We start from the raw sequence: 21,265 nt of genomic DNA, 5'->3' as shown, positions 1-21,265 counted from the left end.
TGTCACCCGATTCCCAGACGCACCACGAGGTCGATCAGCCAGATCCCGACGAACGGGGTGATCACCCCGCCGAGGCCGTAGACGAGCAGATTCCGCCCCAGCAGCGACGACGCGTTCGCCGGCCGGTACCGCACACCCTTCAGGGCCAGCGGTATCAGCGCCACGATCACGAGGGCATTGAAGATCACCGCCGACAGGATCGCGCTCTGCGGGGTGGCCAGTCCCATGATGTTCAGCCCCGCCAGTTGTGGGTAGATCCCGCTGAACAACGCGGGCAGGATCGCGAAGTACTTCGCGAGATCGTTCGCCAGCGAGAAGGTGGTCAGTGCCCCGCGCGTGATGAGCAGCTGCTTGCCGATCTCGACCACCTCGATCAGCTTCGTCGGATCGGAGTCGAGGTCGACCATGTTCCCCGCCTCCTTGGCCGCGGAGGTGCCGGTGTTCATCGCCACCCCCACGTCGGCCTGGGCGAGGGCGGGCGCGTCGTTGGTACCGTCACCTGTCATCGCGACCAGCCGTCCGCCCTGCTGTTCCGAGCGGATCAGCGCCAGCTTGTCCTCGGGGGTCGCCTCGGCCAGGAAGTCGTCGACCCCCGCCTCGGCTGCGATCGCCTTCGCGGTGAGGGGGTTGTCCCCGGTGATCATCACCGTGCGGATGCCCATCGCCCGCAGCTGGGCGAATCGCTGTGCCATGCCGGGCTTGACGACATCGGACAGCTCGACGACGCCGACCACCGATGCGCCGCGATCGTCGGATCGGGCCACCACGAGCGGTGTTCCGCCGCCGCGGGCGATGTCGTCGACGACGGTGCTCACCGCCTCGGGGATCCGTCCGCCCTGCTCGGCCACCCAGCGGGTCACCGCGTCGGCGGCGCCCTTCCGGATGCGGACCGGGATGCCGGCGTCTCCGGCGGTGTCGAGGCCGCTCATCCGGGTGTGCGCGGTGAATGCGACGAACTCGGCGGAGCGCTCGGCGCCCGACGGGCTCGGATCGAGGTGGAACCGCTCGGCGCACAACTCGACGATGCTGCGCCCCTCGGGGGTTTCGTCGGACAGGCTCGACAGCCTTGCCGCAGAAGCCATTTCGAGATCCGTGACGCCGGGAGCGGGGTGCAGTGCGGTGGCGCGCCGGTTGCCGTAGGTGATGGTGCCGGTCTTGTCCAACAGCAGGGTGTCGATGTCCCCGGCCGCCTCGACGGCACGACCGGACATGGCCAGCACGTTACGCTGCACCAGCCGGTCCATCCCGGCGATGCCGATCGCGGAGAGCAGGGCACCGATCGTGGTGGGAATCAGGCACACCAGCAGCGCGATCAGCTCGACCGGTCCCTGCTCGGCGCCGGCGTACGCACTCATCGGACCGATCGCGACGACCGCGAGCAGGAACACGATCGTCAACGCCGCGAGAAGGATGTTCAGGGCGATCTCGTTGGGGGTCTTCTGCCGGGCGGCCCCCTCGACGAGAGCGATCATCCGGTCCACGAAGGTCTGCCCGGGTGGTGCGGTGATCCGCACGACGATGCGGTCGGAGAGCACGGTGGTGCCGCCGGTGACGGCGCATCGGTCGCCACCCGACTCGCGGATCACCGGCGCCGATTCTCCGGTGATCGCCGACTCGTCGACCGTGGCGATGCCCTCGATCACGTCGCCGTCACCGGGGATCGTCTGACCGGTCTCCACCACGACGAGATCGCCCATGCGCAGCTCGGTGGCCGATACGGATTCCTCGGCGGCCGGACCGGTGAGGCGACGGGCTGTCGTGTCCTGCTTGACCTTTCGCAGGCTCGCCGCCTGCGCCTTGCCGCGCCCCTCGGCGACCGACTCGGCGAGGTTGGCGAACAGCACGGTGAACCACAGCCACGCCGCGATCGACCACGCGAACAGCGTGGGTTCGACCATCGCCGCGACGGTGGCGACCGCCGATCCGACCAGCACGACGAACATCACCGGATTCCGCGCCACATGCCGGGGATCGAGCTTGCGGATCGCTCCCGGCAGGGCCTCTGCCAGCTGACGGGGGCTGAACACGCCCCCGCCGACACGATGCGGGTGGGAGGTGATGGTCTCCCGGTGGGAATGAAGGTCGATGGTCACCGAAGTATCTCCGTGATCTCCGCCGCGGGGCGGGAGGACGAGCCGTGGTCGCGGCGCCGGCGTCAATGCAGTGCTTCCGCGACGGGGCCCAGAGCGAGGGCCGGGAAGAAGGTGAGAGCCGCAACGAGGACGGCCGTTCCGGTGAGCAGCCCGGCGAAGGCCGCACCGGTGGTGGGCAGCGTGCCCGCACCGGCCGGGGTGCGACGCTGCGCGGCCAGCGATCCGGCCAGGGCCAGGACGAACACGATCGGCAGGAACCGCCCGAGCAGCATGCACATGCCCAGCGAGGACTGGAACCAGTCGCTGGTCACGGTCAGCCCTCCGAACGCGCTGCCGTTGTTGTTCGACGCCGAGGCATAGGCGTAGAGCACCTCGGTGAACCCGTGGATCGCGCCCGGAGTGCCCGGATCCCCAGAGTTGCCGAGGTACCCGGTGGTGGTGGACAGGATCACGGTGATCGCGGTGCCGGTCAGCACCAGCGCCGGCATCACCAGCACCGCCAGCGCGGCAAGGGTGATCTCGCGCCTGCGCAGCTTCTTGCCGAGGAACTCGGGCGTGCGCCCCACGAGCAGGCCCCCGACGAACACGGCGATCACCGCGAGCACCAGCATGCTGTACAGGCCGGTGCCGACTCCGCCCGGCGCGATCTCGCCGAGCAGGATGTTCAGCAGGACGGCCCCACCGCCGAGCGGGGACATGCTGTCGTGCGCCGAGTTCACCGCACCGGTGCTCGTGCCGGTGGTCGACACCGCGAACAGCACCGAACCGGGGATCCCGAACCGGACTTCCTTGCCCTCCATCATCGCGCCGGCGGCGTTCGCCGCCACGCCCCGCGTGCCGGATTCGGCGGCCAGCGCCACCGCCAGGACGGTGCCGTAGAGCAACGCCATCACGCCGAGGACGGTCAGGCCCTGCCGTCGGTTGCCGATCATCGTGCCGAACGTGCGCGTCAGCGTCACCGGGATCAGCAGGATCGCGAGGATCTCGACGATATTGGTGACGGGGGTGGGGTTCTCGAACGGGTGGGCCGAGTTCGCGGCGAGGATGCCGCCGCCGTTGGTGCCCAGTTCCTTGATCGCCTCCTGTGAGGCGACCGGCGCCAGCGCGGTGGTGACCGCGTTGCCGTCCAGTCCGGTGGCGGAGAAGCCGCTGCGGTACGACTGGATCACGCCCTGGGACAACAGAATCAACGCGATCACGAACGCCAGCGGCAAGAGAATCCGCAGGGTCCCGCGCACCAGGTCCACCCAGAAGTTGCCGATCTCGCCGCCGCGCCCGACGCGCACCAGGCCGCGGATCAGGGCGATCGCGACCGCCATGCCGACCGCCGCCGAGACGAAGTTCTGCACCGCGAGGCCGGCGGACTGGGTGAGTGGGCTCATCGTCGTCTCGGGCACGTAGGACTGCCAGTTGGTGTTGGTGACGAACGAGACCGCGGTGTTGAATGCCACCGCCGGACTCACTCCACCCAGGTCCCGGCCGAGCGGCAGGACACCCTGCAGTCGCTGCACCGTGTACAGCAAGAGCACGCTCGCGAGCGAGAAACCGAGCACACTCGCGGCGTATCCGTACCAGGTCTGTTCTGCGCGCGGATCGATCCGGCACAGCCGGTACATCAGGGACTCGATCCGCAGGTCCTTCCACCTCAGGTCGGTGTCGGTCGTGTACACCCTCGCCATGTAGTCGCCGAGTGGAACGTAGGCCAACGCCAGGACTGCAACGACCAGGCCGATCTGCAGTCCCGCGGCAACAGCTGGAGTCATCGGATCGTCAGAACCTCTCCGGATCGAGCAGCGCGATCAGCAGGTACACCACCAGTGCCGTCGTGAGCACGACGAGCGCGACGCTCGCCACCCCTGCCCAGGTCATCGGCTCTCACCTCGCACATGCAGCGCGCGCAGGACCAGAGCGCATACCAGGAACCCTGCCAGGATTAGCACCACGTACGCGGTGTCGGCCATGTCGTCTTCCCTTGTCGTAGACACGAATCAGGCGCCGATCGGCGCCCCGCACCACACTGTCGCACCGCGCCCGTCCGTGGACCGCGATCCATACGGAATCTTGACGCCCGCGGCCGATGTCCTGACGAATTCTTTACACCCCGGGTCCGGCGTCCCTGCGGCGCAGCGCCCGCGGGCCCCGACGCCGGAACGGCTCGGGGCCGCCGGCATCACCGCAGCGCCACGTCGACCAGGCGCGCACGCACGTCGGCCACCTCGTCGAGCGGGGGGAGCTGCTCACGGTCGTACGAGTAGCGGGTGCGCAGGTGCCCGAGCAGCCGGCGCCGATCGGTGTGCAGGTGCGCCCGCCCAGCAGATCAACACGTTCGTGCGGACACCGCACCGCTGCACCGACCGCGGCTACCGCGACCGAATCGCGGAGTGCTGCTTCGAACATGTTGTTGCAGCCGGTGATCTGAACCTGCTGCTCTACGACGTGACTACCTTCTACTTCGAGGCCGAGAAGGAATAGGACCTGTTCAGGCTCCTCGCCGCCTCAGTTCCATGCGGTACGAGTACCGACGTGGATTGAAATGAGAGGATGTGAACTCGACGAACTTGCCGTCCGCGTCGTAATAAAGACGCTCGATCAGCAGTATGGCGTCTCCAGCTTGACATCCGATCAGCTCAGCCTCGTGCTCGGGGGCGTTCATGGCGGTGATCTCCTGGCGCGCGCCCATGATCGGCTTGGTGAGGAGTTTTTCGGCCGCCCCGATCACGGTTCCTTCGCCGACCGACGGGACCCCGTCCGCGGCCAGTTTCGCACCGAGTTCGGGTTCGACGTAGTGACGTGTCAGGACGAAGGGGAGTCCCTCATAGGAACGTCGAACGGTGGCCTTGCTGACCTCGATGTACGGCAATTCCAATCGGGCCGCGATGGAGGGCTCGACGACGACGGTGAATGGTTCGATCACCTCGGTGTTCGTATCGGGCCAGACGATAATTTCGTCGAGGGAGCCGATCGAGCGGACATAGCGGCCCCGGGTGTCCTGTTGACGCCCGCTCACATAGGTTCCGCTGCCTTGGACGCGGTAGATCAACCCGTCCGAGAGCAGTATCTGGAGCGCCTCACGCACCGTGTGGCGGCTGACGTTGTGGACCGACTGCAACACGCTTTCGGTGGGCATTTTCCGTCCCACCGAGTAGACACCTGCCTCGATGTCGGCCCGCAACTTCTCGGCCAACTCTCGGTACGCTGGGACACCACGCTCCGCGGGAGCGGCCTTCTTCGTCACCACGGGCTCCTCCTTCTCCTTGATGCGATCGGCAGGGTGTCATCCACCACACTAGCGCTCGTACGGATGAATCTTCAACGTGGGAGACTCGGTAACGGGAATTGACTGCAACAACAGCATATTCGTGGCGTCAGATTGCATACTACTTCTGCTACCTCGCAAATTGATACTGATGAATCGAGTGTGGAGGTGTGACCGTCTGCGATCACACCTCCACACTCGGTCCTTCCGGCGCCGGAGTTGGGCGACCGATGGACGTCTGTCACCGCAGCACGACGGACCCGATACGGATGTGGGCCCTGTCGCGGTGGTGCTGGTGTCCCCGCCATCTATGTCGGCGGGCGCCTCAGGCCGTGGTCGGTTCCACCTCAGCAAGCAGTTCGTCGTTGTGGGCGCCGAGCTGGGGCGCCGAGTCGGTGCGTGGCTCCTCGTAGGTGTCGGTCAGGAACGGTGTCCGGATCATCCTTCGGCGACCGGCATACGGATCGTCGATCTCGAGGAACATGCGACGCGCGTCAAGGTGAGGGCACCGGTAGAGCTCGTCCACGGTCTGGGTTTCCCCGGCGGGAAGCCCATGGGCGGCGAAACGTTCGACGATCTCGCGGCGGGTGCGCGACCGTGTCCACCGTTCGACTTCGGGGCGGATCACCGATGCAAAGTTCTCGGCCCGGTGAACGACGGTGTCCAACAGTGGATGGTCGAGCAGGTCGGTCCGCTCGATTGCCACACACAGCCGCCGCCACATTTCGTGGGTGGGCAGAATCAGTGCAACATAACCATCCTCGGCCTCGAGGGCACCGAGTGGAGAGTAGCGATCCACCCCGCGCACTCGATGCTCGCCCGTGAAATCCCACAGCATCAGTTCGCGTTCGAGCAGGGACGCCACGGAGTCGTACATGCTCTGATCGACGAACGCGCCCACACCGGTATTCTGACGTCCCTGTAGAGCGGCGAGCACGCTGACGGTGGCGTGGACCGCGGTGAAGACGTCCGCGAAACCGGTCACCGTCGGCAGCGGCGGGCCCCCGGGTTCTCCGGTCACCGACATCAATCCGCCGACTGCCTGGATGGCGGTGTCGAAGGCCGGCCGTTCGGCAAATTCACCTCGATGCGTCCGCAACCGTCCGTAGCCGCTGATGGCGCAGTAGATCAGGCGTGGATTGGCCTCCTTGAGCGCTTCGTATCCGACTCCCATACGGTCGACGGCACCGGGACGGAGGTTTTCCACGACTACGTCCGCGGTCGCCGCAAGGGTCCGGTATCGGGCTCGGTCGCCTTCTGTGCTCAAGTCCAGCGTGACGGACTTCTTGTTGCGGTTGTAGCTCAGGAACCCGCCGCTCATAGATCCGGTCTCGGTCTGCTCGAGCGGATCGTAGATTCTGCGCGGATCGCCGCCGTCGGGCTTCTCGATCTTGATGACCTCCGCGCCCAGGTCGGCCAGCATCATCGCACAGTAGGGGGCGGCGATGTACTGGCCCATCTCGAGCACCCGAATGCCGTCGAGGGGCCTCACGTCAGATTCCTTCGGTTGCGTGCGGGACGAGCATCGGCTTGATGTCCTCCTGTGCCCGCATCCGCGTCAGTGCCTCGGTCGCCTGGTCGAGCCGGTACCGGTTCGGGACCAGTGCGCCGAAGTCGTACTTACCATGTGTGTTCTTCATGAAGTCGAGAGCCTTGCGATATTCGGCGATGTGCCCGGACCAGGTTCCCATGATGGTCAGCTGCTGTCGGGTGATGAAGCCGGGCCGGACCGGGACTTCCTTGCCTGGACCGTCGATCTGGCCGGTGACCATGTAGCGGCCGCCTTCCTTGATCATTCCCAGACCTTCTGGGAACGCGGTGCGTGCGCCGGAGAACTCGAAGACGACTTCGGCGCCGTGCCCGCCGAGCAATTCGCGGACCGCGGCGACCCGGTCTTCGGGTTCGGGATGTTCGGCGACAGAGACGAGGTCGGTTGCCCCGTACTGCTTGGCAATGGCAAGGCGGGTATCGGGAGCGCCGACGGTGATGATTCGTCCGGCGCCGAGATGATCGGCGAGGGCGGTAGCGAACAGGCCGAGCGGGCCCGCTCCCTGGATAACGACGGTTTCCCAGGGATTCATCTTGCCGATGCGTTCGAAAGAGTGCACAACTGTGCGCAGTGCGCAGCTGGCCGCCGATGCCCAAGAGGTTTCCACCTCGTCCGGCACGCGCACTCGTCCCGAATTGGGGAAGACATAGGCGTACTCGGCGAAGCCGCCGACCAGGTACGGGGGACGCTCGCAGTTGGTGAACATGTAGTACTGCCGGTTGGTGCACAGGGTGGGCTGGTTGTCGAACCGGCAGTGGTCACATTGGTTGCATGAAGCGTGGGTGAAGCAGATGCGATCGCCGATTTCGAGCGGTGTCCCGAAGGTGTCTCGCTCGGCGCCGTCACCGAATGCGATCACCCGCCCGACCATTTCGTGTCCGGGAATGACGGGTAGGTCCAGCGCCTGGCTGCCGCCGAGGGAGCCGTCCCATAGGTGCAGGTCCGAGCCGCACACCGTCGCTGCTTCGATACGGACCAGGAGTGCGCCCGGTTCCAGGGTCTGGGGTACCGGAATTTCGCGGATCTCGAGCGGCTCACTGTGCTTGGTGAGCACCGCCGCCTGGCTGGTCTTGGGGATGTCGAATGTGGTGGTCATCAGTTTCTGCTCCTGTTGGTTCAGCCGAGCTTGAACGGGTCACGGCTTTCACCGGTGAGTTCGACCCAGATGGATTTGGTCTGCAGATACGCGTCGAGGCCTTCGATGCCGTTTTCGCGGCCGATTCCGCTCTGCCCGAAGCCGCCGTACGGGACGTTGTTGGCGAGCACACGGTAGGAGTTGATCCAAATCGTGCCGGCATTGAGCCGGTGCGCCACGCGGTGCGCGCGTTGGACGTCCTTCGTCCACACCGCCGCGGCGAGTCCGTAGGTCGTGTCGTTGCCGAGTTGGACCGCCTCTTCTTCCGAGGTGAAGGTGATGACCGACAGCACGGGTCCGAAGATTTCTTCCCGTGCCACGCGCATCGAATTGTCGACGCCGCTGAGGATGGTGGGCTGGAAGAAGTACCCGTCGGCCAGTTCGGTGTCCTGCGGACGCTCTCCGCCGCACACCACTGTGGCTCCTTCGTCGACTCCGAGGTCGACGTAGTAGCGGACCTTCTCGAGTTGCTCGGCGAAGGCGATGGGGCCCATCTCGGTTTCGATGTCGAGCGGATCCCCCATCTTGATCTGGGGTGCGCGTCGTGCGAGTCGCTCGACGACGGTATCGCGGATCGATTCGTGGACCAGCAAACGGCTTCCGGCGATGCAGGTCTGGCCGGTGGCGGCGAAGATTCCTGCCATCACCCCGTTGACGGCCGCATCGATGTCGGCGTCGGGGAAGATGATGTTGGGGGACTTGCCGCCGAGTTCGAGGGTGACCTCTGCGATGTGGTCGGCGGCGCTCTTCATGACCGCGATTCCGGTGGCAGTGGAGCCGGTGAAGGTGACTTTGTCCACGCCGGGTTCGGCGGTCAGTGCGGCTCCTGTGTTCCCCGCGCCGGTGACGACGTTGAACACTCCGGGCGGGAAACCGGCTTCATCGACGAGCTTGGCGAATTCGAGGGTCGACGTCGGCGTCTGCTCTGCGGGCTTGGCGACAAATGTGCAGCCGGCGGCCAAGGCGGGCGCGAGCTTGCTCGCCAGCAGGAACAGAGGGCTGTTCCAGGGAAGGATCGCGGCGACCACGCCGACTGGCTCGCGGCGAGTGTAGGTGAAGAAGTTCGTCTGGGGCGCGGAGATGGTGTCACCGAAGATCTTGTCGGCAGCGCCGGCGAAGAACTCGTAGGTCGCCGGCAATCCGGCCATCTGGCCGCGCGTCTCGCGGATGACCTTGCCGTTGTCGGTGGTCTCGATACGCGCGAGCTCGTCTGCGTGGGGCTCGATCAGCGCCGCCAGTCTACGGATCAGGGCGCCTCGCTGCGCCGCGGACATCGATCCCCACGGCCCGGACAGCGCGCGTCGCGCGGCCGCGACAGCATTCTTGACATCTTCCGGTCCGGCGAGTGGGGCAGTGGCCCAGGCCCGCCCGTTGTAGGGGTTGACGGTCTCGAAAATCTCACCGGAGATGGCGTCGACCCATTCGCCGTCGATGTACATCTTTCGGTGTTGGAGTTCGCTGTTTCGCCGTTCGGCGATGGCGACGTTCTCGGTCATAGTGCTCTTTCTCGTTTCTCGGCCGGATCGAGTGCCCGGCACTGTTGAATTGGGAGCGTCGGTTTCGGGTTTCGATGTACCCCGCATGTCGAGGGGGACGACTGGAAAAGAGCTGTCCTCACGTTCTGACGGAGATGCCCGCCAAAGTCGCACGGATCAACGGGTCGATGGACGGCGCGTCGGGCAACGTGGCCACGCTGTCGATCAAGGTTTCCAGTTCCTTTGTGGACAGCGGAATTTCGTCTGCGAGGCGTTCGGCATTGCGTACGACGCCGTCGGTGTCCCACGACAGCATCGCATCGGAGTCCTCGATGGCGTCTTGGACCGCGGTCCCGTCGACCAAGCCCACAGTGGCGTGTGCGGTTTTCGCCGGGCGTGCCGACTCGGCGACGAGGTCGATCTTGCCGATGAGGTCGAGCACCTGCGGATCGGTGAAGTGTTGCAACAGGCCGTAGGTGATGTCGCCGTGGACGAGCCCGGTTGCGAAGGCGAATCTGGCGCTCATCAGTGTCTGTGAGGTACTGGTGAAGGGCCCGCGCGAGGGCATGCCCGGATAGGTTGCCTCGCGTTCGTTCATCTGCAGCCGGATCGATGCGACCTCGTCGGCGTGGAGACCGGACTCGCGCAGCCGCACCGCGAGCATGGCCGGCGCCTGATTGAACGCACACACCGGGTAGGGCTTGAAGGTTACTTCGAGCATGTTCCAGGACCGCCCGAGGTCGCGGGCGATCATTTCCGCTGCCTCACGCGATCGCGAGAAGCAGTCGAGGAATCCCGCTTCGGCTTCGAAAGCGGCCCGCGAGCCCGCAACTCCGGCTTCGGCAAGTTGCGCTGCCATCAGTCCACTCGTCGCCGCAATTCCCGACTGGAAATGCCATTCGTCAGTTCCGGCACCGAACGATTCGGACGTGCCACCGGAGATCGATGCGGCGATCGCCAGCGCGGAGGTCGTGCGTTCGCCGCTCAGGCCGCGGATTCGTGCGACGGCGGCAGCGGCAGCTACCGGTCCGAACACCGCCGTGGCGCGAAAGGGCGGGGTGGTCAGGTCCGTGAGTGGCTTCGACAGCGCGATGCCCACCTCGTAACCCGCGACGACCGCTGCAAGCAGAGTCCGACCGTCGACAGCGCTGGCCTCTGCTGCCGCCAGAGCGGCGGGTACGACGCTTACGCCTGGATGGAACGTGCCATGTGTGTCCTCCTGCGCCCGGGCATGTAGATGCACTCCGTTGATGAAGGCCGCCGTCGAGGCCGGATGCCACTGGCCGGTCACCAGCGAGCGGGCGTATCCCCGGCGGTTCGGTGGCGAGCTCACTCCGGGGGTAACCTGCTCGGCCCGTCGCCCGAAGCCAGCGGCCGAGCCGGCCATCCCCACCGCCAAAGCGTGGATGAGGCACCCCTTCGCCCGCTCGACGACTGGTAGCGGAAGCGCATCGACCTCCAGATCTGCGGCGAAGGCGCCGAGTCGTTCGGCGATCGTGCTGCCAGCCATGCGCACATCCCTTCCGTGATTCGTGGACACGTCAGTTGCAGTTCCTGCCGGAGCTGCCCGCGGAAGCGGATCCGACCACCACCGTTTCACAATTTGTCCGTATGACTTGAGACACTATTGCGCAACGATGCGTCTGTCAATCACGACGCGAATCGAACCCGCCCACCTCCAGGATCCGACCACGACGGTCCCGTTATTTGACGGTAATTGCCTGTTCAAGACGTTTCCGTTGTCCAAGTTCCACGTAGCGGCGAACCCGCCCACTCCAGGGGTTGACGCAAGCGTCGACCATGACTACCTTCCAATCATCCGTACAACTGTGGCTCATCTCACTGTGGGCCGCCAGGGCGGAGGATCATGGGCGCGCCAGAAACACCATCAGATTCGCGCAGGACCAAATTCACGTCGTGGCGAAAGAAGTCCACGACGCTTCCCGAGGAGACCTCGATGACGAACCCACCCCCCGTATTGCCGTCACCCCCCACCACTCCGGGAGAGGCGCCGACGACTGATGCGCTGACCTCATCGGGGACGCTGGCACCCCGGGTGTCTCGACGCGTCGCCGTCGCCGCGGGCATCGGCCACTTCCTCGAGTGGTTCGACTTCGCGGTGTACGGGTTTCTGGCCGCGACCATCGGACAGCTGTTCTTTCCGTCCGGCAACGCCACGACGTCGCTGTTGGCCTCCCTCGCCGTTTTCGGCGTCGCGTTCCTCTTTCGTCCGCTCGGCGGGCTGCTGATCGGGGCTTTCGGCGATCGTGCCGGTCGCCGCGCGGCGCTCTCGTTCGCGATCGTCGTCATGGGCATCTGCACGATCGGCATCGGCGTCCTGCCGACGTACGCCACAATCGGCGTCGCTGCTCCCGCTCTTCTGGTGCTCCTTCGGTGTGCCCAAGGTTTCTCTGCGGGTGGCGAATACGCGGGCGCGGCTGCCTTCCTCGTCGAATATGCACCGGCCCGCCGGCGCGGGCTGTGGAGCAGTGTGGTCTCCGCCGGCGCCGGCATCGGGGTCATGGCCGGGGGTGCGGTGACCTTGCTGTTGACGGCCCTGCTGTCCGACGACCAGATGACGAGCTGGGGGTGGCGTGTCCCCTTCCTCGTCGCCGGCCCACTGGCCGTCCTGGGTCTCTACGTCCGGCTCCGGCTCGAGGACACTCCCGTGTTCCAGGAGCTCCAGCGCGCTCACGAGGTCGAGCATGCCCCGCTGCGCAACGCCGGCAAGCACAGTCGATCCGGAATCCTGTTGGTGTTCGTCTGCACCGCGGTGACCGGCCTCGGTTTCTACTACCTCGCAACCTTCGTGGTCACCTTCCTCAGTGTCGAGGTCCACATGGCCAAGACCACCGCCCTCGAACTCGCGGTGCTCGGATTGCTCATCTACTCACTCATGTGCCCCGTCGCAGGCATGATCGGCGACCGCATCGGCCGCCGACGCACGATGCTGCTCGGCGCCGTCGGCATTGCTCTGACCGCGGTCCCCTGCTTCGCGCTGCTCTCGACCGGCACCTGGTACCTCGCACTGATCGGTCTGGCAATCCTGGCGGCGTTCGAGGCACTGGCCAATGTCATGCTCGGAGTTCTCATGGTCGAGCTCTTCCCGGCCCGACTGCGGGTGACGGGTAGCTCGATCGGCTTCAACGTCGCGCAGGCTCTCATCGGCGGGCCCGGCCCGTTCATCGCCACCGCCATCGCGGCGGCGGCCGCGCTCATCGTCGCTCCCGCCTTCTATCTGGTCGCGGTTGCATCGCTGTCGTTCTTGATCCTGCTGCGGTATCTCCCCGAGACTCGCGGAGTGTCGCTGTTCAGTGACGAAGCACCCTCGGTGAGGGACTGACAGGCAGGCATGATTGTGGAGACGCATTCGTATCTGAAGCGTCCCGCGTACCGGCTCGTCGCCGAACAACTTCGGCGGCGAGCCGAACGCGGTGAGTACGCCGTGGGTGACAAGTTGCCTACCGAGGATCAACTTCGGCACACTTTCGGCGTCAGCAGGCACACGATCCGGCAAGCAATCGGACACCTGGTCGAGGTGGGCATGGTGCACCGTGTTCAGGGCAGCGGCACGTATTTGATTGGGTACGAGACGAACTCCGTTCGCTATCAGCGTGCGATCGGATCGCTCGACGAGATCATGAGCTGGCCCGGTACCACCACTCGGTTGCTCGAGCCTTTCCGGCGGGGGGTGAGCGAGCCTGCGATCGCTCGTGACCTCGGCGCGGACATCTCAGATGTCCGCTGTGCCCTCGTCCAACGCTGCTACAACGATGCGCCCTTCGCCCTGACTCGGCACTACATGGTTTCCTCATTGGCGGACAACGTGATCGATCGGGCAGCATGGGAGACCGACAGCACGATCATTCAATCGGCGGAGCGGTTACTGCCCGAGGGCATCGTCTCGGCGACCCAGAGCATCCACGCCACTCGAGCCGAAGAAACTGAGAGCGAACTGATCGGATGCTCGGTAGGGGACGCCGTCTTGCTCATCGAGCGGCTGTACCACGACGCCGGTGGGCGGCCGGTCGAGTTCACCGCCTCCCGCTTCAATCCCCGCCGCTACAGCTACCGGATGGACCTGGGCCGGCACCGCTGATCGGGACGTCCGCGGTCCGCTCCGAGCCACCACGAAGTGGTCGGGGTGGCAATCGATTACACGGTTGACCTACCAGGAACGCACGAAGGAGGCGGTGTGGGTCGAGAGACGAGCACCGATATCGGTTCGATCGACGTCGTCCGGGATCGGTATGTCCCGCCCCGGCGAGTGATTATCATTCTCACCGCCACGGCTGTCACCGCGGTAGGACAGATGTACTCGGTATTGGCGCTGTTACCGCAGATGGCCGCTTCCTTCGATGTCAACCCTGCACAGGTGACGGCGACCTCCACTGTGTTCGGCGTCGCCTATGCTGTCGGGTTCCTCGCGGCGGGGCCGCTGGCGTCGCGATTCGGTTCCCATACCGTGATGTCTGTGGGTCTGTGCACCGCTGCCGTCACCACGCTGCTGGCAGCCCTTCCTTCCACGCTGCTTCTCGAACTGATCGCTCGCGCGGGGCAGGGCTGCGCGGCAGCCGCCTTCGCCCCCGCCGCGTTCACGTATATTGCCGAGAACATCGATCCGCGCCAGCGTCTGCTGGCTTTGAGCTGTTTGACCAGCGGTTTCCTCGGAGCGGCGGCAGTCGTTCCCGTCGCCGCACAGGTGATCGCTGTTGCGGCCGGTTGGCGCGCGGTCTTTGTGCTCGGTGCGGGTGCGCTCGCGGTGGCCGCCGTGGTCGTTGTTGTGTTCGTTCCGAGGGCGCGGGCCATCCGCCACCCCCGTGGTGCGCGGCTCTTCGGGGTCTTGGTGACGATTCTGGGCAGGTGGCGGTTGGTCGCGCTGTTCGGTGCTTCGGCCACATTCCTCGGAGGGTATGTCAGCGTCTTCACTGTCGACCGTCACGCAATTCCCCAGGGGTTTCCTTCACGTAATTCCCCATGCTCGGGCGTGCTGAGTCGAGGGTAGCCCGAGCGGCGGACATGCGGATCAGGTTGCGTTGGCGGCCCGGTTGCCGGGTCGTTTTCGGGGTCGGTAGGACGGTCCGTCCATCAGGGCTTGATGGCTGGTGTTGATGAGCCGGTCGAGGAGGGACTCGGCGACGATCGGGTTCGGGAACAGTGGATACCAGTCCTTCGGGGCGCGGTTGCTCGTCAGAATCAGCGGTTTGCCGGCGATCGCCCGGTCCGAGACCAGATCGTAGAGGTCGTCGGACTGAGTGGTGGTGTGCTCACGCATGGCGAAGTCATCGATGATCAACACCAGCGGCCGGGTGTATTCGCGCATCCGCTGGCCGATGGTGCGGTCTGCATGGCCGCCGGCGAGATCGGCGAGCATGCGGGAGCATTTGACGAACCGCACGTCCCCGCCGCGGCGGGCGACATGATGGCCAAGCGCCTGTGCCACATGGGTTTTGCCGACGCCAACGGGTCCGTAGAGGATGACCGACTCGCCGGCATCGAGCCAGCGCAGGGCGGCCAGATCCCGCAGCATCGCCGCCGGGAGTTTCGGGTTCGCGCTGAAATCGAAGTCCTCGAAGGTGGCCTGTTGCTCGAACCTCGCCCGCCGCAACCGACGGGCCAGCGCCGCCGTTTCCCGGCGGGCGATCTCGTCCTCACACAGCACTTGGAGGAATTCGAGGTGTCCGAGCTTCCCGTCCCGGGTTTGGGCGAGCCGGGCGTCGAGCGTGTCGAGCATCCCGGTCAACTTCAACGTCTTGAGCGCAGCCCGCAGGCTGGGATCATGAATGGTCATCACAGAAACCTCACTGGTTCAACGTGATTGCAGGAACAGTTTGGGGCGGGGTCACGGTCAGGCGGTGCGTTCGGCGTCGAAGGCGTCGGGTCCGCGCAGGAACGCCGACGTCGGCGCGGCGGCCGGGGCAGGCTGTCCGTCGTGCTCGGTGCCGGCGGCGAGGATGCCCTTGACGGTGCGGTAGCTGGGGTCACCGACCTCGAGGGCGCGGGCGCACGCCGCATCCAGGCGCCGATCCTCGTAGCGATCCCGCAGCCGGACAATGCCCTGGATCGCCCGTAGCCGGTGCAACGCGTTGACCTGCGACAACTCGGCGACCACTGCGACCGCCGCCGGGCCGATCTGCTCGGCCTGCGCCCGGCACCAGGACACGGTCTGCAGCGTGTAGGCGATCTTGTGCGGCGGATAGTGCTCAGGGTTCGTCGACCGCCCCGACAGGTGCAGCACGTGGGTGGCGACCACCTGCTCGGCGTGGAAGATCTGCACCACGTCGCCGCTGGTGCGGACCAGCACCTGCTGGCCGATCAGCCGCCAGGGCACCGAATACAGGGCCTTACCGGCCTTGACATGGCAGTCCGGGGCGACCTTCCCGACCTGGTAGAGACCCGGTTCGAATGGTCGCGGTGGCAGCTTTGTGAGACGGTGCTTTTCGGCGGCTTCGAACACCGCTGTCGGTTGTGCTCCGTCGAGACCGCGGTGCTGGTGCCGGCCGTAGACGTCGGTGCACCAGGTCAGGGCGGCGTCCTGCATCTGCGCCAGGCCGGTGAACTCGCGGCCCTTGAAGAACGAGTCGCGGATATAGGGCATCGGACGCTCGATCCGCGGTTTGTCCTTCGGCTTGCCGGCGCGGGCCGGATCGATCAACAGCCCGTAGAACAGGGCGAGCTCGGCATAGGCGCGGTTGATCTTCGGGTCGTACAGGTCCGGCCGGTCCACCCCGGTTTTGAGGTTGTCGCACACCATCCGGGCCGGGACACCGCCGAAGAACTCGAACGCCGCGACGTGCGAGGCGCACCACGAGGACTGGTCCATCCGCAGCACCGGCTGGACGAACAGCATCCGCGAGCAGGTCAGGATCATCGCGAACGCCCACACCGCCACCCGCCGGTCGGTGGCGGGATCGCGCCACATGCCGAGCTTGCCGTAGTCGACCTGGGCCTCGTCGCCCGGCGGGACCGGGCCACGAGGCACCGTCACCTTCGTCTCCGCGATCTGGTCGGCGAATTGCGCTGCCACATAACGACGTACCGTCGACTCGGACACCGCGGTACCGTGGTCGTCCCGCAGGCGTTGCGCGATCGTCGCGACCGTCACCGACGCCTTCAACTGTGCGTCGATCCAGTCGTGGTGCGCGGCGATCGCCGGCCACGTCACCGCCCGCGCTGCCGGGTCGCCGACCTCGGGAAACCATCCCGAGATCAGCTCCCGCCAGAGCGCGTCGTCGAACTTGCCGCCCTCGCCGGGCGCCAACCCGGCCGCCAACGCGGGTGCCAGGTATTTCCGGATCGTCTTGCGGTCGATCCCCAGGGCCGTCGAGATCTGCACCTGAGACCGGCCGGCATGCCAATGCCGGAACAACTCCATCAGATCGATCATCGTCCACGTTCTCCTTGCCACCGTCAGGCCCCTTCCCGGGCCTTGTCGGTGGCCCAGTCAGGAGCGAACCTGCAGCAGCGCCGGAACCCCGGCCGACACGCCCCAGGGTGGGGAATTACGTGACGGCCGGGTGGGGAATTACGTGACGGACGAACCCCTCAACCTGGGGAATTACATGACCGCTGACACTTCACCACCATCTCGCTGGTGGGCCCGCCGTCGGTTGCCGGAAATCCCGAGGCCCTGCAGGTGCTGCGCTTGATCACCGTGCCAGCACTTCTCGTCATTCCATTTCTGGGTCGAGTACTGAGGCGGTGGCGACCGGCCCGCCGGGGCGCGGCGGCGTTGGGTGTGGCGGCGATGTCCGTGGCCGCCGGATCGGTGTCGTCGGACTACCTGATAGGACTGTCGATAGCGGTGTTGCTGCTCGTGGCGGCGATTTCCGCTACGGCGTCAGCCATTGTCGAGTCACTTCTGGTGCAGGTGCGTCCGGAGGAAACGGGCGGTGCAACGGCACTGTACGGATCCTTCACCTTTCTCGGTGCCAGCGCCGGACCAGCCCTCGCCTCGGTGGTCAGTCCTTGGGGTTTCCGGATCGGCATGCTTGCCGCGGCCATCTGGCTCGCCATCGGGGTGGGGTTGATCCTCGTCTCTTCCGCAGGAGCCGGGGCCCGACGATCGATTCAACACGGCACCGAGGGCGCTGTGTCATCCCTGCGGTAGGGAGCTCAGGGCAGGCCGGCATCAGCCGCGAGCGCGGCCGACACGAATTCGTCCGGCAGGTCCGACGACAGCGGCGGATGGCTGGGGGGATGGACGTTGCCGGCGATTTGTCGGAGGGTGTCCATGACGTGTACTCCGCCATCGGCGAGAAACCGCACCAACCCGGCTTTCGCGCATTGGGCTGCTACCCCGGTGAGCAGGCTTCCAGCCTCTTCGCTACGGCCGGATGCGGCGAGGCAGCCGGCCAGCAGCCTGCGGGCCCGTAGCTCAGCCCGGTGGCGTTCGCTGCCCGCAAGTCGCTCCGCCCACTCTCCGGCCCACCGGCATGCGAGCTCGGTATTCGCCAGGGATCCGGTTCGCACCAATCGCGTGATGGCCGCCTCCTCCCGGTTCTGCGCGATAACCTCGTCGAGACCGGACACCTGCTCCGCACGTTCGGCGTAGGTGAGATCTGCAGTCTGCGAGGCATCTGAGGATGGTAGGACGAGATCCAGGCGCACCGATTCGTTGACGATGGAGCTGTAGAGCCTCGGCAGTTGCATCTGCATGGAGAATCGTGCTCCCTCGTCCAGTCGTGCAACGGCCGCTGACCGGTCGCCGTGTATCACTTTGATTCGGGCTCCGACGACGTACCGGGCAATCTTCAAGTCGACAGCGCCCGCGTGTGGTCCGAGGTCGTATCCGTCGTCGAGTAGTCGCTCGGCCTCGGCGGTGTGTCCCTGTTCGTACAGAACTTCACCGAGGAGCCCGCCGGCTAACCGAGCGGTGTAGGAGCGTCGACCATCCACTTGCTGAGCGATCTTCATCGCGGTGCGGAAACTCGCTTCCGCCAGCTTCACATCCAGTTGCTCGAAGGCCGCTATACCCACCCAGCAGTGTCCGTGTACCGAGTTGTACGGTCCGTTGTTCCGCTGGTGATACGCTGCGGCCCAGTGCTGAAGGGCATAGGCGGCGCGGTAGTCCGCCCGACAGATCTTGGCGAACGTCGCAACGTTCGCTGCGACGGATACGACCCACGGCCGGAAGTCATCGGGACGATCGAGACACGGACGCACCAAGTCGTCGATTCGCGAGGCTCGGTCTGCACGCAATTCCACGACCGCTCTGATCACCGAGGCTTCGGCACGCAGCGCGGGGGTCTCCGACGCGCTGAGGTGGGTGAGCGCGGTATCGACGCGGTCAAGTGCCTGCAGAGCGGGGCCGGGGTTGTAGAGCAGGATGTTCGACCACGCGGCGGCGAGTTGCAGTCGCGGATTGGACATTGTGCTGTCTGTCGGCAGCTTGTCGACAAGTCCACGCAACGTCGACATCTGCGAATGCTCGAGCAGATACGTCCCGTCGCGTTCGACCAGTTTCACTGCACCGGCCGTATCGCCGGCACGCAGTGCGTGATCGACTGCTTCGCTGAGAAAGCGGTGCTCGGCGAACCAGGTGGATGCGGATCGATGCAACTGCGCCGATCGCCCGGGGAACTCGGTGTCGAGTCGGCCACGCAGAAATTCTGCGAACATGTGGTGGTATCTGAACCAGTGCCCTTCGTCGTCGACTCGGCGCAAGAAAAGGTCACGCGCTTCGATCAGCTCGAGCATCGCCTGACCGCGTCGCACATCGGTCAGGGTCGAGGCCAGGTCGGCGCAGATGCGGTCGGGGATGGCGGTGGCCAGTAGGAATGCGCGCGTATCCGTATCGAGGGAGTCGAGGACGTTCTCGGCGAGGAAATCACCGATCGCGTGGTGGCGGCCCGAGAGGTGGGCAATGAACTGGGCAGGGTCCGCGGACGAGCGCAGAGAAATCGACGCCAGCTGTATGGCGGCGGCCCAGCCGTCGGTCGACCTCGCCAGGTCGGCGATGTCCTCTGTTGCCAGGTCCAGTCCCGAGGCTTCCATGAGGAAGCTGCGTGTTTCATCTTCGTCGAATCGCAATACTGCCGAATCGATCTCGACTAGTTCGTTGCGAACGCGCATCCGGCTCATCGGCAGTCCAGTTTGCGTGCGACTGGTCACGATGATCTGGACGTGGTGGCAACCGTTGTCCAGTAGGTACGTCAGCGTAGCCACACTCGAGGGATCCGAGACCCGATGCCAGTCGTCGAGGACGAGAGCCAGGTGTTGGTCTTGATCGTGCAGTGTGTTGATCAACGTTGTCAGCACGTGTGGGCACGCGCGGTCACCGTGTGCTTCGAAGGTGTCACGTAATTCGGTCGCCAAGGCCGGCAACGCGGTGGTGATGGCTTCGATGAGATGTGCGAGAAACCAGAGAGGATTGTCGTCGTCTCGGTCGATGGTCAGCCATGCGGTGGCAATGCCCTCGTCGGCGAGCTGATGGAGCCACTGTGCCGCTGCGGTGCTCTTTCCGTAGCCGGTGGGTGCGTGGATGACGGTCAGGCGTCGCCGTCGATCGGTGTGAAGGGCCTGCATCAGACGGTCCCGGGTGACCAGCGTACGGCTCGGTGGTGGGGGTCGGAATCTGGTGGCGGGTGTTGGGGGTGCCGAGTACCGGCCGGAGGGCATCGGGGTCCGTGAGTGCGGTGCCGGGAATCCGAATCCGAACGCTGGTGAAGTGTAGTCCGGAGCGGCACCTGAGTCTGTCGCGCTCCCTTCGGCGTTGTGGTGGGCGCGGCGTAATTGGTCGGCGAAGTCGGCTGCCGTGCGGGGACGATTGCCGCGATCGCGTGCCATCGCGTGCTCGATCACAGTGCAGACCTCCTCCGGAATCTCTCCATACCAGTCGCGTAGCAGGGAGCCGCTCGGATTGGTGATGCGCCGAAACTGGTCGATCAGAGGCTCTCCGCGGCGCCGCTCGAAGGCCGCGTGCCCGGTGAGCGCGCAGAACAGAGTGGCTCCGAGGCTATAGAGATCGCTCGCCGGGCTGGGGGGACGCCCGAGTAACACCTCGGGGTCGGTGTAGGCGGGTGACCCGGTGACGACACCGGCCGCGGTCTCGAATCCGCCGGCGATGCGCGCGATGCCGAAATCTGTCAGCTGCGGCTCTCCGTAGGTGTCGATCAAGATGTTCGCGGGTTTGACGTCTCGGTGCAGGATGGATTGCTGGTGGGCAGTCTCGAGCGCGTCGGCCACCTTGATACCGAGGTGTAGGACACGGGGCCAGGGGATCGGACCCGACTCGATCAGCGACTGAAGGGATCCCGGCTCGTGGTACTGCATGACGAGGTACGGGTGACCGGCACCCGTCGTCCCGACGCGATAGATAGTGACAATGTTGGGGTGCCCGGATAAGCGTCCCATTGCTCTTTGCTCACGGAGAAACCGATCCACGCCTTCCGGGTCGTGATAGGTCGTGAGCACCTTGATCGCTACGACGCGATCGAGAGCCCGCTCTTGGCAGCGATAAACCACACCGAAGCCGCCCCGTCCGATCTCCGTGGCGCCCTCGAATCCCTCCGCAGCCAGCTCCGTGGCGATGGCTGCAGTCTGGTCGCGCTGCGTTGCCCCCGGATCGGTCTCGGCCACCTACGACCTCGAACCGGCACCTGGTGCCTTGAATCGGCTCATCACCCACCTCGCGCCTACTGAATCAAGGATAATCTGGTAGCCGACCGAACCGGCCCTGAACGCGTCAATACACGCTCGATGACCGCGATGGTGGCTGAGGAGGGGTCAAGCACAATTCGCGGCCTCGTCCGCGGC

16 protein-coding genes are annotated in these 21,265 nt (G+C 65.7%); 5 read left to right on the top strand and 11 right to left on the bottom strand.

Going from position 1 to position 21,265, the window contains the following annotated elements; genetic code table 11:
* Positions 1–2 precede the first annotated feature (2 nt).
* The 3 genes from kdpB to kdpF form a co-directional block, all read right to left on the bottom strand.
* Positions 3–2,093: a potassium-transporting ATPase subunit KdpB gene (gene kdpB, locus OCS65_RS00885; RefSeq protein ID WP_373566458.1), complete on the bottom strand. Its 2,091-nt coding sequence runs from the start codon at positions 2,091–2,093 to the stop codon at positions 3–5.
* Positions 2,094–2,155: 62 nt separating this feature from the next.
* On the bottom strand, positions 2,156–3,856 hold the full coding sequence (gene kdpA, locus OCS65_RS00880) for a potassium-transporting ATPase subunit KdpA (RefSeq protein ID WP_006942128.1): 1,701 nt from the start codon (positions 3,854–3,856) through the stop codon (positions 2,156–2,158).
* Positions 3,857–3,863: 7 nt separating this feature from the next.
* A complete protein-coding gene (gene kdpF / locus OCS65_RS00875; RefSeq protein ID WP_065923246.1) occupies positions 3,864–3,962 on the bottom strand; it encodes a K(+)-transporting ATPase subunit F in 99 nt (32 codons plus the stop codon).
* Between the two features lie 459 nt (positions 3,963–4,421).
* On the opposite strand from kdpF, the gene OCS65_RS00870 reads away from it, so the two are divergent.
* A complete protein-coding gene (locus OCS65_RS00870; protein WP_185713554.1) occupies positions 4,422–4,565 on the top strand; it encodes a hypothetical protein in 144 nt (47 codons plus the stop codon).
* A gap of 7 nt (positions 4,566–4,572) precedes the next feature.
* On the opposite strand, the gene OCS65_RS00865 is transcribed toward OCS65_RS00870, so the two are convergent.
* The 5 genes from OCS65_RS00865 to OCS65_RS00845 all read right to left on the bottom strand — a co-directional run bounded on the left by OCS65_RS00865 (position 4,573) and on the right by OCS65_RS00845 (position 11,018).
* Positions 4,573–5,331 (bottom strand): GntR family transcriptional regulator, encoded by a 759-nt coding sequence (locus tag OCS65_RS00865; RefSeq protein ID WP_006942123.1) that lies wholly within the window; start codon positions 5,329–5,331, stop codon positions 4,573–4,575.
* 343 nt (positions 5,332–5,674) lie between these two features.
* Positions 5,675–6,841: a CaiB/BaiF CoA transferase family protein gene (locus OCS65_RS00860; protein WP_006942122.1), complete on the bottom strand. Its 1,167-nt coding sequence runs from the start codon at positions 6,839–6,841 to the stop codon at positions 5,675–5,677.
* Position 6,842: 1 nt separating this feature from the next.
* The gene (locus tag OCS65_RS00855; protein WP_006942121.1) at positions 6,843–7,994 is read right to left on the bottom strand and encodes a zinc-binding dehydrogenase; all 1,152 of its coding nucleotides are present in this window, start codon (positions 7,992–7,994) and stop codon (positions 6,843–6,845) included.
* Positions 7,995–8,014: 20 nt separating this feature from the next.
* Positions 8,015–9,529, bottom strand: coding sequence for an aldehyde dehydrogenase (locus OCS65_RS00850; RefSeq protein ID WP_006942120.1), 1,515 nt, complete (start codon positions 9,527–9,529; stop codon positions 8,015–8,017).
* 118 nt (positions 9,530–9,647) lie between these two features.
* The gene (locus OCS65_RS00845; RefSeq protein ID WP_081637024.1) at positions 9,648–11,018 is read right to left on the bottom strand and encodes an MmgE/PrpD family protein; all 1,371 of its coding nucleotides are present in this window, start codon (positions 11,016–11,018) and stop codon (positions 9,648–9,650) included.
* A gap of 546 nt (positions 11,019–11,564) precedes the next feature.
* Here OCS65_RS00845 and OCS65_RS00840 point away from each other — a divergent pair.
* The 3 genes from OCS65_RS00840 to OCS65_RS00830 all read left to right on the top strand — a co-directional run bounded on the left by OCS65_RS00840 (position 11,565) and on the right by OCS65_RS00830 (position 14,513).
* Positions 11,565–12,851 carry an MFS transporter gene (locus OCS65_RS00840; RefSeq protein ID WP_263508458.1) on the top strand — a complete coding sequence of 429 codons (1,287 nt, stop codon included), beginning with the start codon at positions 11,565–11,567 and terminating at the stop codon, positions 12,849–12,851.
* Positions 12,852–12,860: 9 nt separating this feature from the next.
* A complete protein-coding gene (locus OCS65_RS00835) occupies positions 12,861–13,607 on the top strand; it encodes a GntR family transcriptional regulator (protein ID WP_251549985.1) in 747 nt (248 codons plus the stop codon).
* Between the two features lie 96 nt (positions 13,608–13,703).
* Positions 13,704–14,513, top strand: a complete 810-nt coding sequence (locus OCS65_RS00830; protein WP_263508456.1) for an MFS transporter — start codon at positions 13,704–13,706, stop codon at positions 14,511–14,513.
* A gap of 21 nt (positions 14,514–14,534) precedes the next feature.
* Here the strand turns inward: OCS65_RS00830 and istB are convergent, their stop codons facing one another.
* Together istB and istA are read right to left on the bottom strand one after the other, a co-directional pair.
* Complete coding sequence (gene istB / locus OCS65_RS00825) at positions 14,535–15,299, bottom strand: IS21-like element helper ATPase IstB (RefSeq protein ID WP_263507379.1); 765 nt, start codon at positions 15,297–15,299, stop codon at positions 14,535–14,537.
* A 57-nt stretch (positions 15,300–15,356) separates the two neighbouring features.
* The gene (gene istA, locus OCS65_RS00820; protein ID WP_006938289.1) at positions 15,357–16,895 is read right to left on the bottom strand and encodes an IS21 family transposase; all 1,539 of its coding nucleotides are present in this window, start codon (positions 16,893–16,895) and stop codon (positions 15,357–15,359) included.
* 207 nt (positions 16,896–17,102) lie between these two features.
* Here istA and OCS65_RS00815 point away from each other — a divergent pair, with 207 nt between their 5' ends.
* The gene (locus OCS65_RS00815; RefSeq protein WP_263508454.1) at positions 17,103–17,618 is read left to right on the top strand and encodes an MFS transporter; all 516 of its coding nucleotides are present in this window, start codon (positions 17,103–17,105) and stop codon (positions 17,616–17,618) included.
* A 5-nt stretch (positions 17,619–17,623) separates the two neighbouring features.
* Here the strand turns inward: OCS65_RS00815 and OCS65_RS00810 are convergent, their stop codons facing one another.
* The gene (locus tag OCS65_RS00810) at positions 17,624–21,088 is read right to left on the bottom strand and encodes a serine/threonine-protein kinase (RefSeq protein ID WP_251549987.1); all 3,465 of its coding nucleotides are present in this window, start codon (positions 21,086–21,088) and stop codon (positions 17,624–17,626) included.
* Positions 21,089–21,265 lie beyond the last annotated feature (177 nt).

The sequence above is a fragment of the Rhodococcus aetherivorans genome (assembly GCF_025722975.1).
GTDB lineage: Bacteria > Actinomycetota > Actinomycetes > Mycobacteriales > Mycobacteriaceae > Rhodococcus > Rhodococcus aetherivorans.
The sequence above is the reverse complement of the archived record's forward strand: the minus strand, read 5'-3'. Positions and strand labels throughout refer to the sequence as shown.

Coding starts and splice junctions, on each gene's coding strand:
- istB (WP_263507379.1), bottom strand. CDS start 15,299: ATGACCATTCATGATCCCAGCCTGCGGGCTGCGCTCAAGACGTTGAAG.
- istA (WP_006938289.1), bottom strand. CDS start 16,895: ATGATCGATCTGATGGAGTTGTTCCGGCATTGGCATGCCGGCCGGTCT.
- kdpF (WP_065923246.1), bottom strand. CDS start 3,962: ATGACCTGGGCAGGGGTGGCGAGCGTCGCGCTCGTCGTGCTCACGACG.
- OCS65_RS00835 (WP_251549985.1), top strand. CDS start 12,861: ATGATTGTGGAGACGCATTCGTATCTGAAGCGTCCCGCGTACCGGCTC.
- OCS65_RS00850 (WP_006942120.1), bottom strand. CDS start 9,529: ATGACCGAGAACGTCGCCATCGCCGAACGGCGAAACAGCGAACTCCAA.
- OCS65_RS00845 (WP_081637024.1), bottom strand. CDS start 11,018: ATGGCTGGCAGCACGATCGCCGAACGACTCGGCGCCTTCGCCGCAGAT.
- OCS65_RS00855 (WP_006942121.1), bottom strand. CDS start 7,994: ATGACCACCACATTCGACATCCCCAAGACCAGCCAGGCGGCGGTGCTC.
- kdpA (WP_006942128.1), bottom strand. CDS start 3,856: ATGACTCCAGCTGTTGCCGCGGGACTGCAGATCGGCCTGGTCGTTGCA.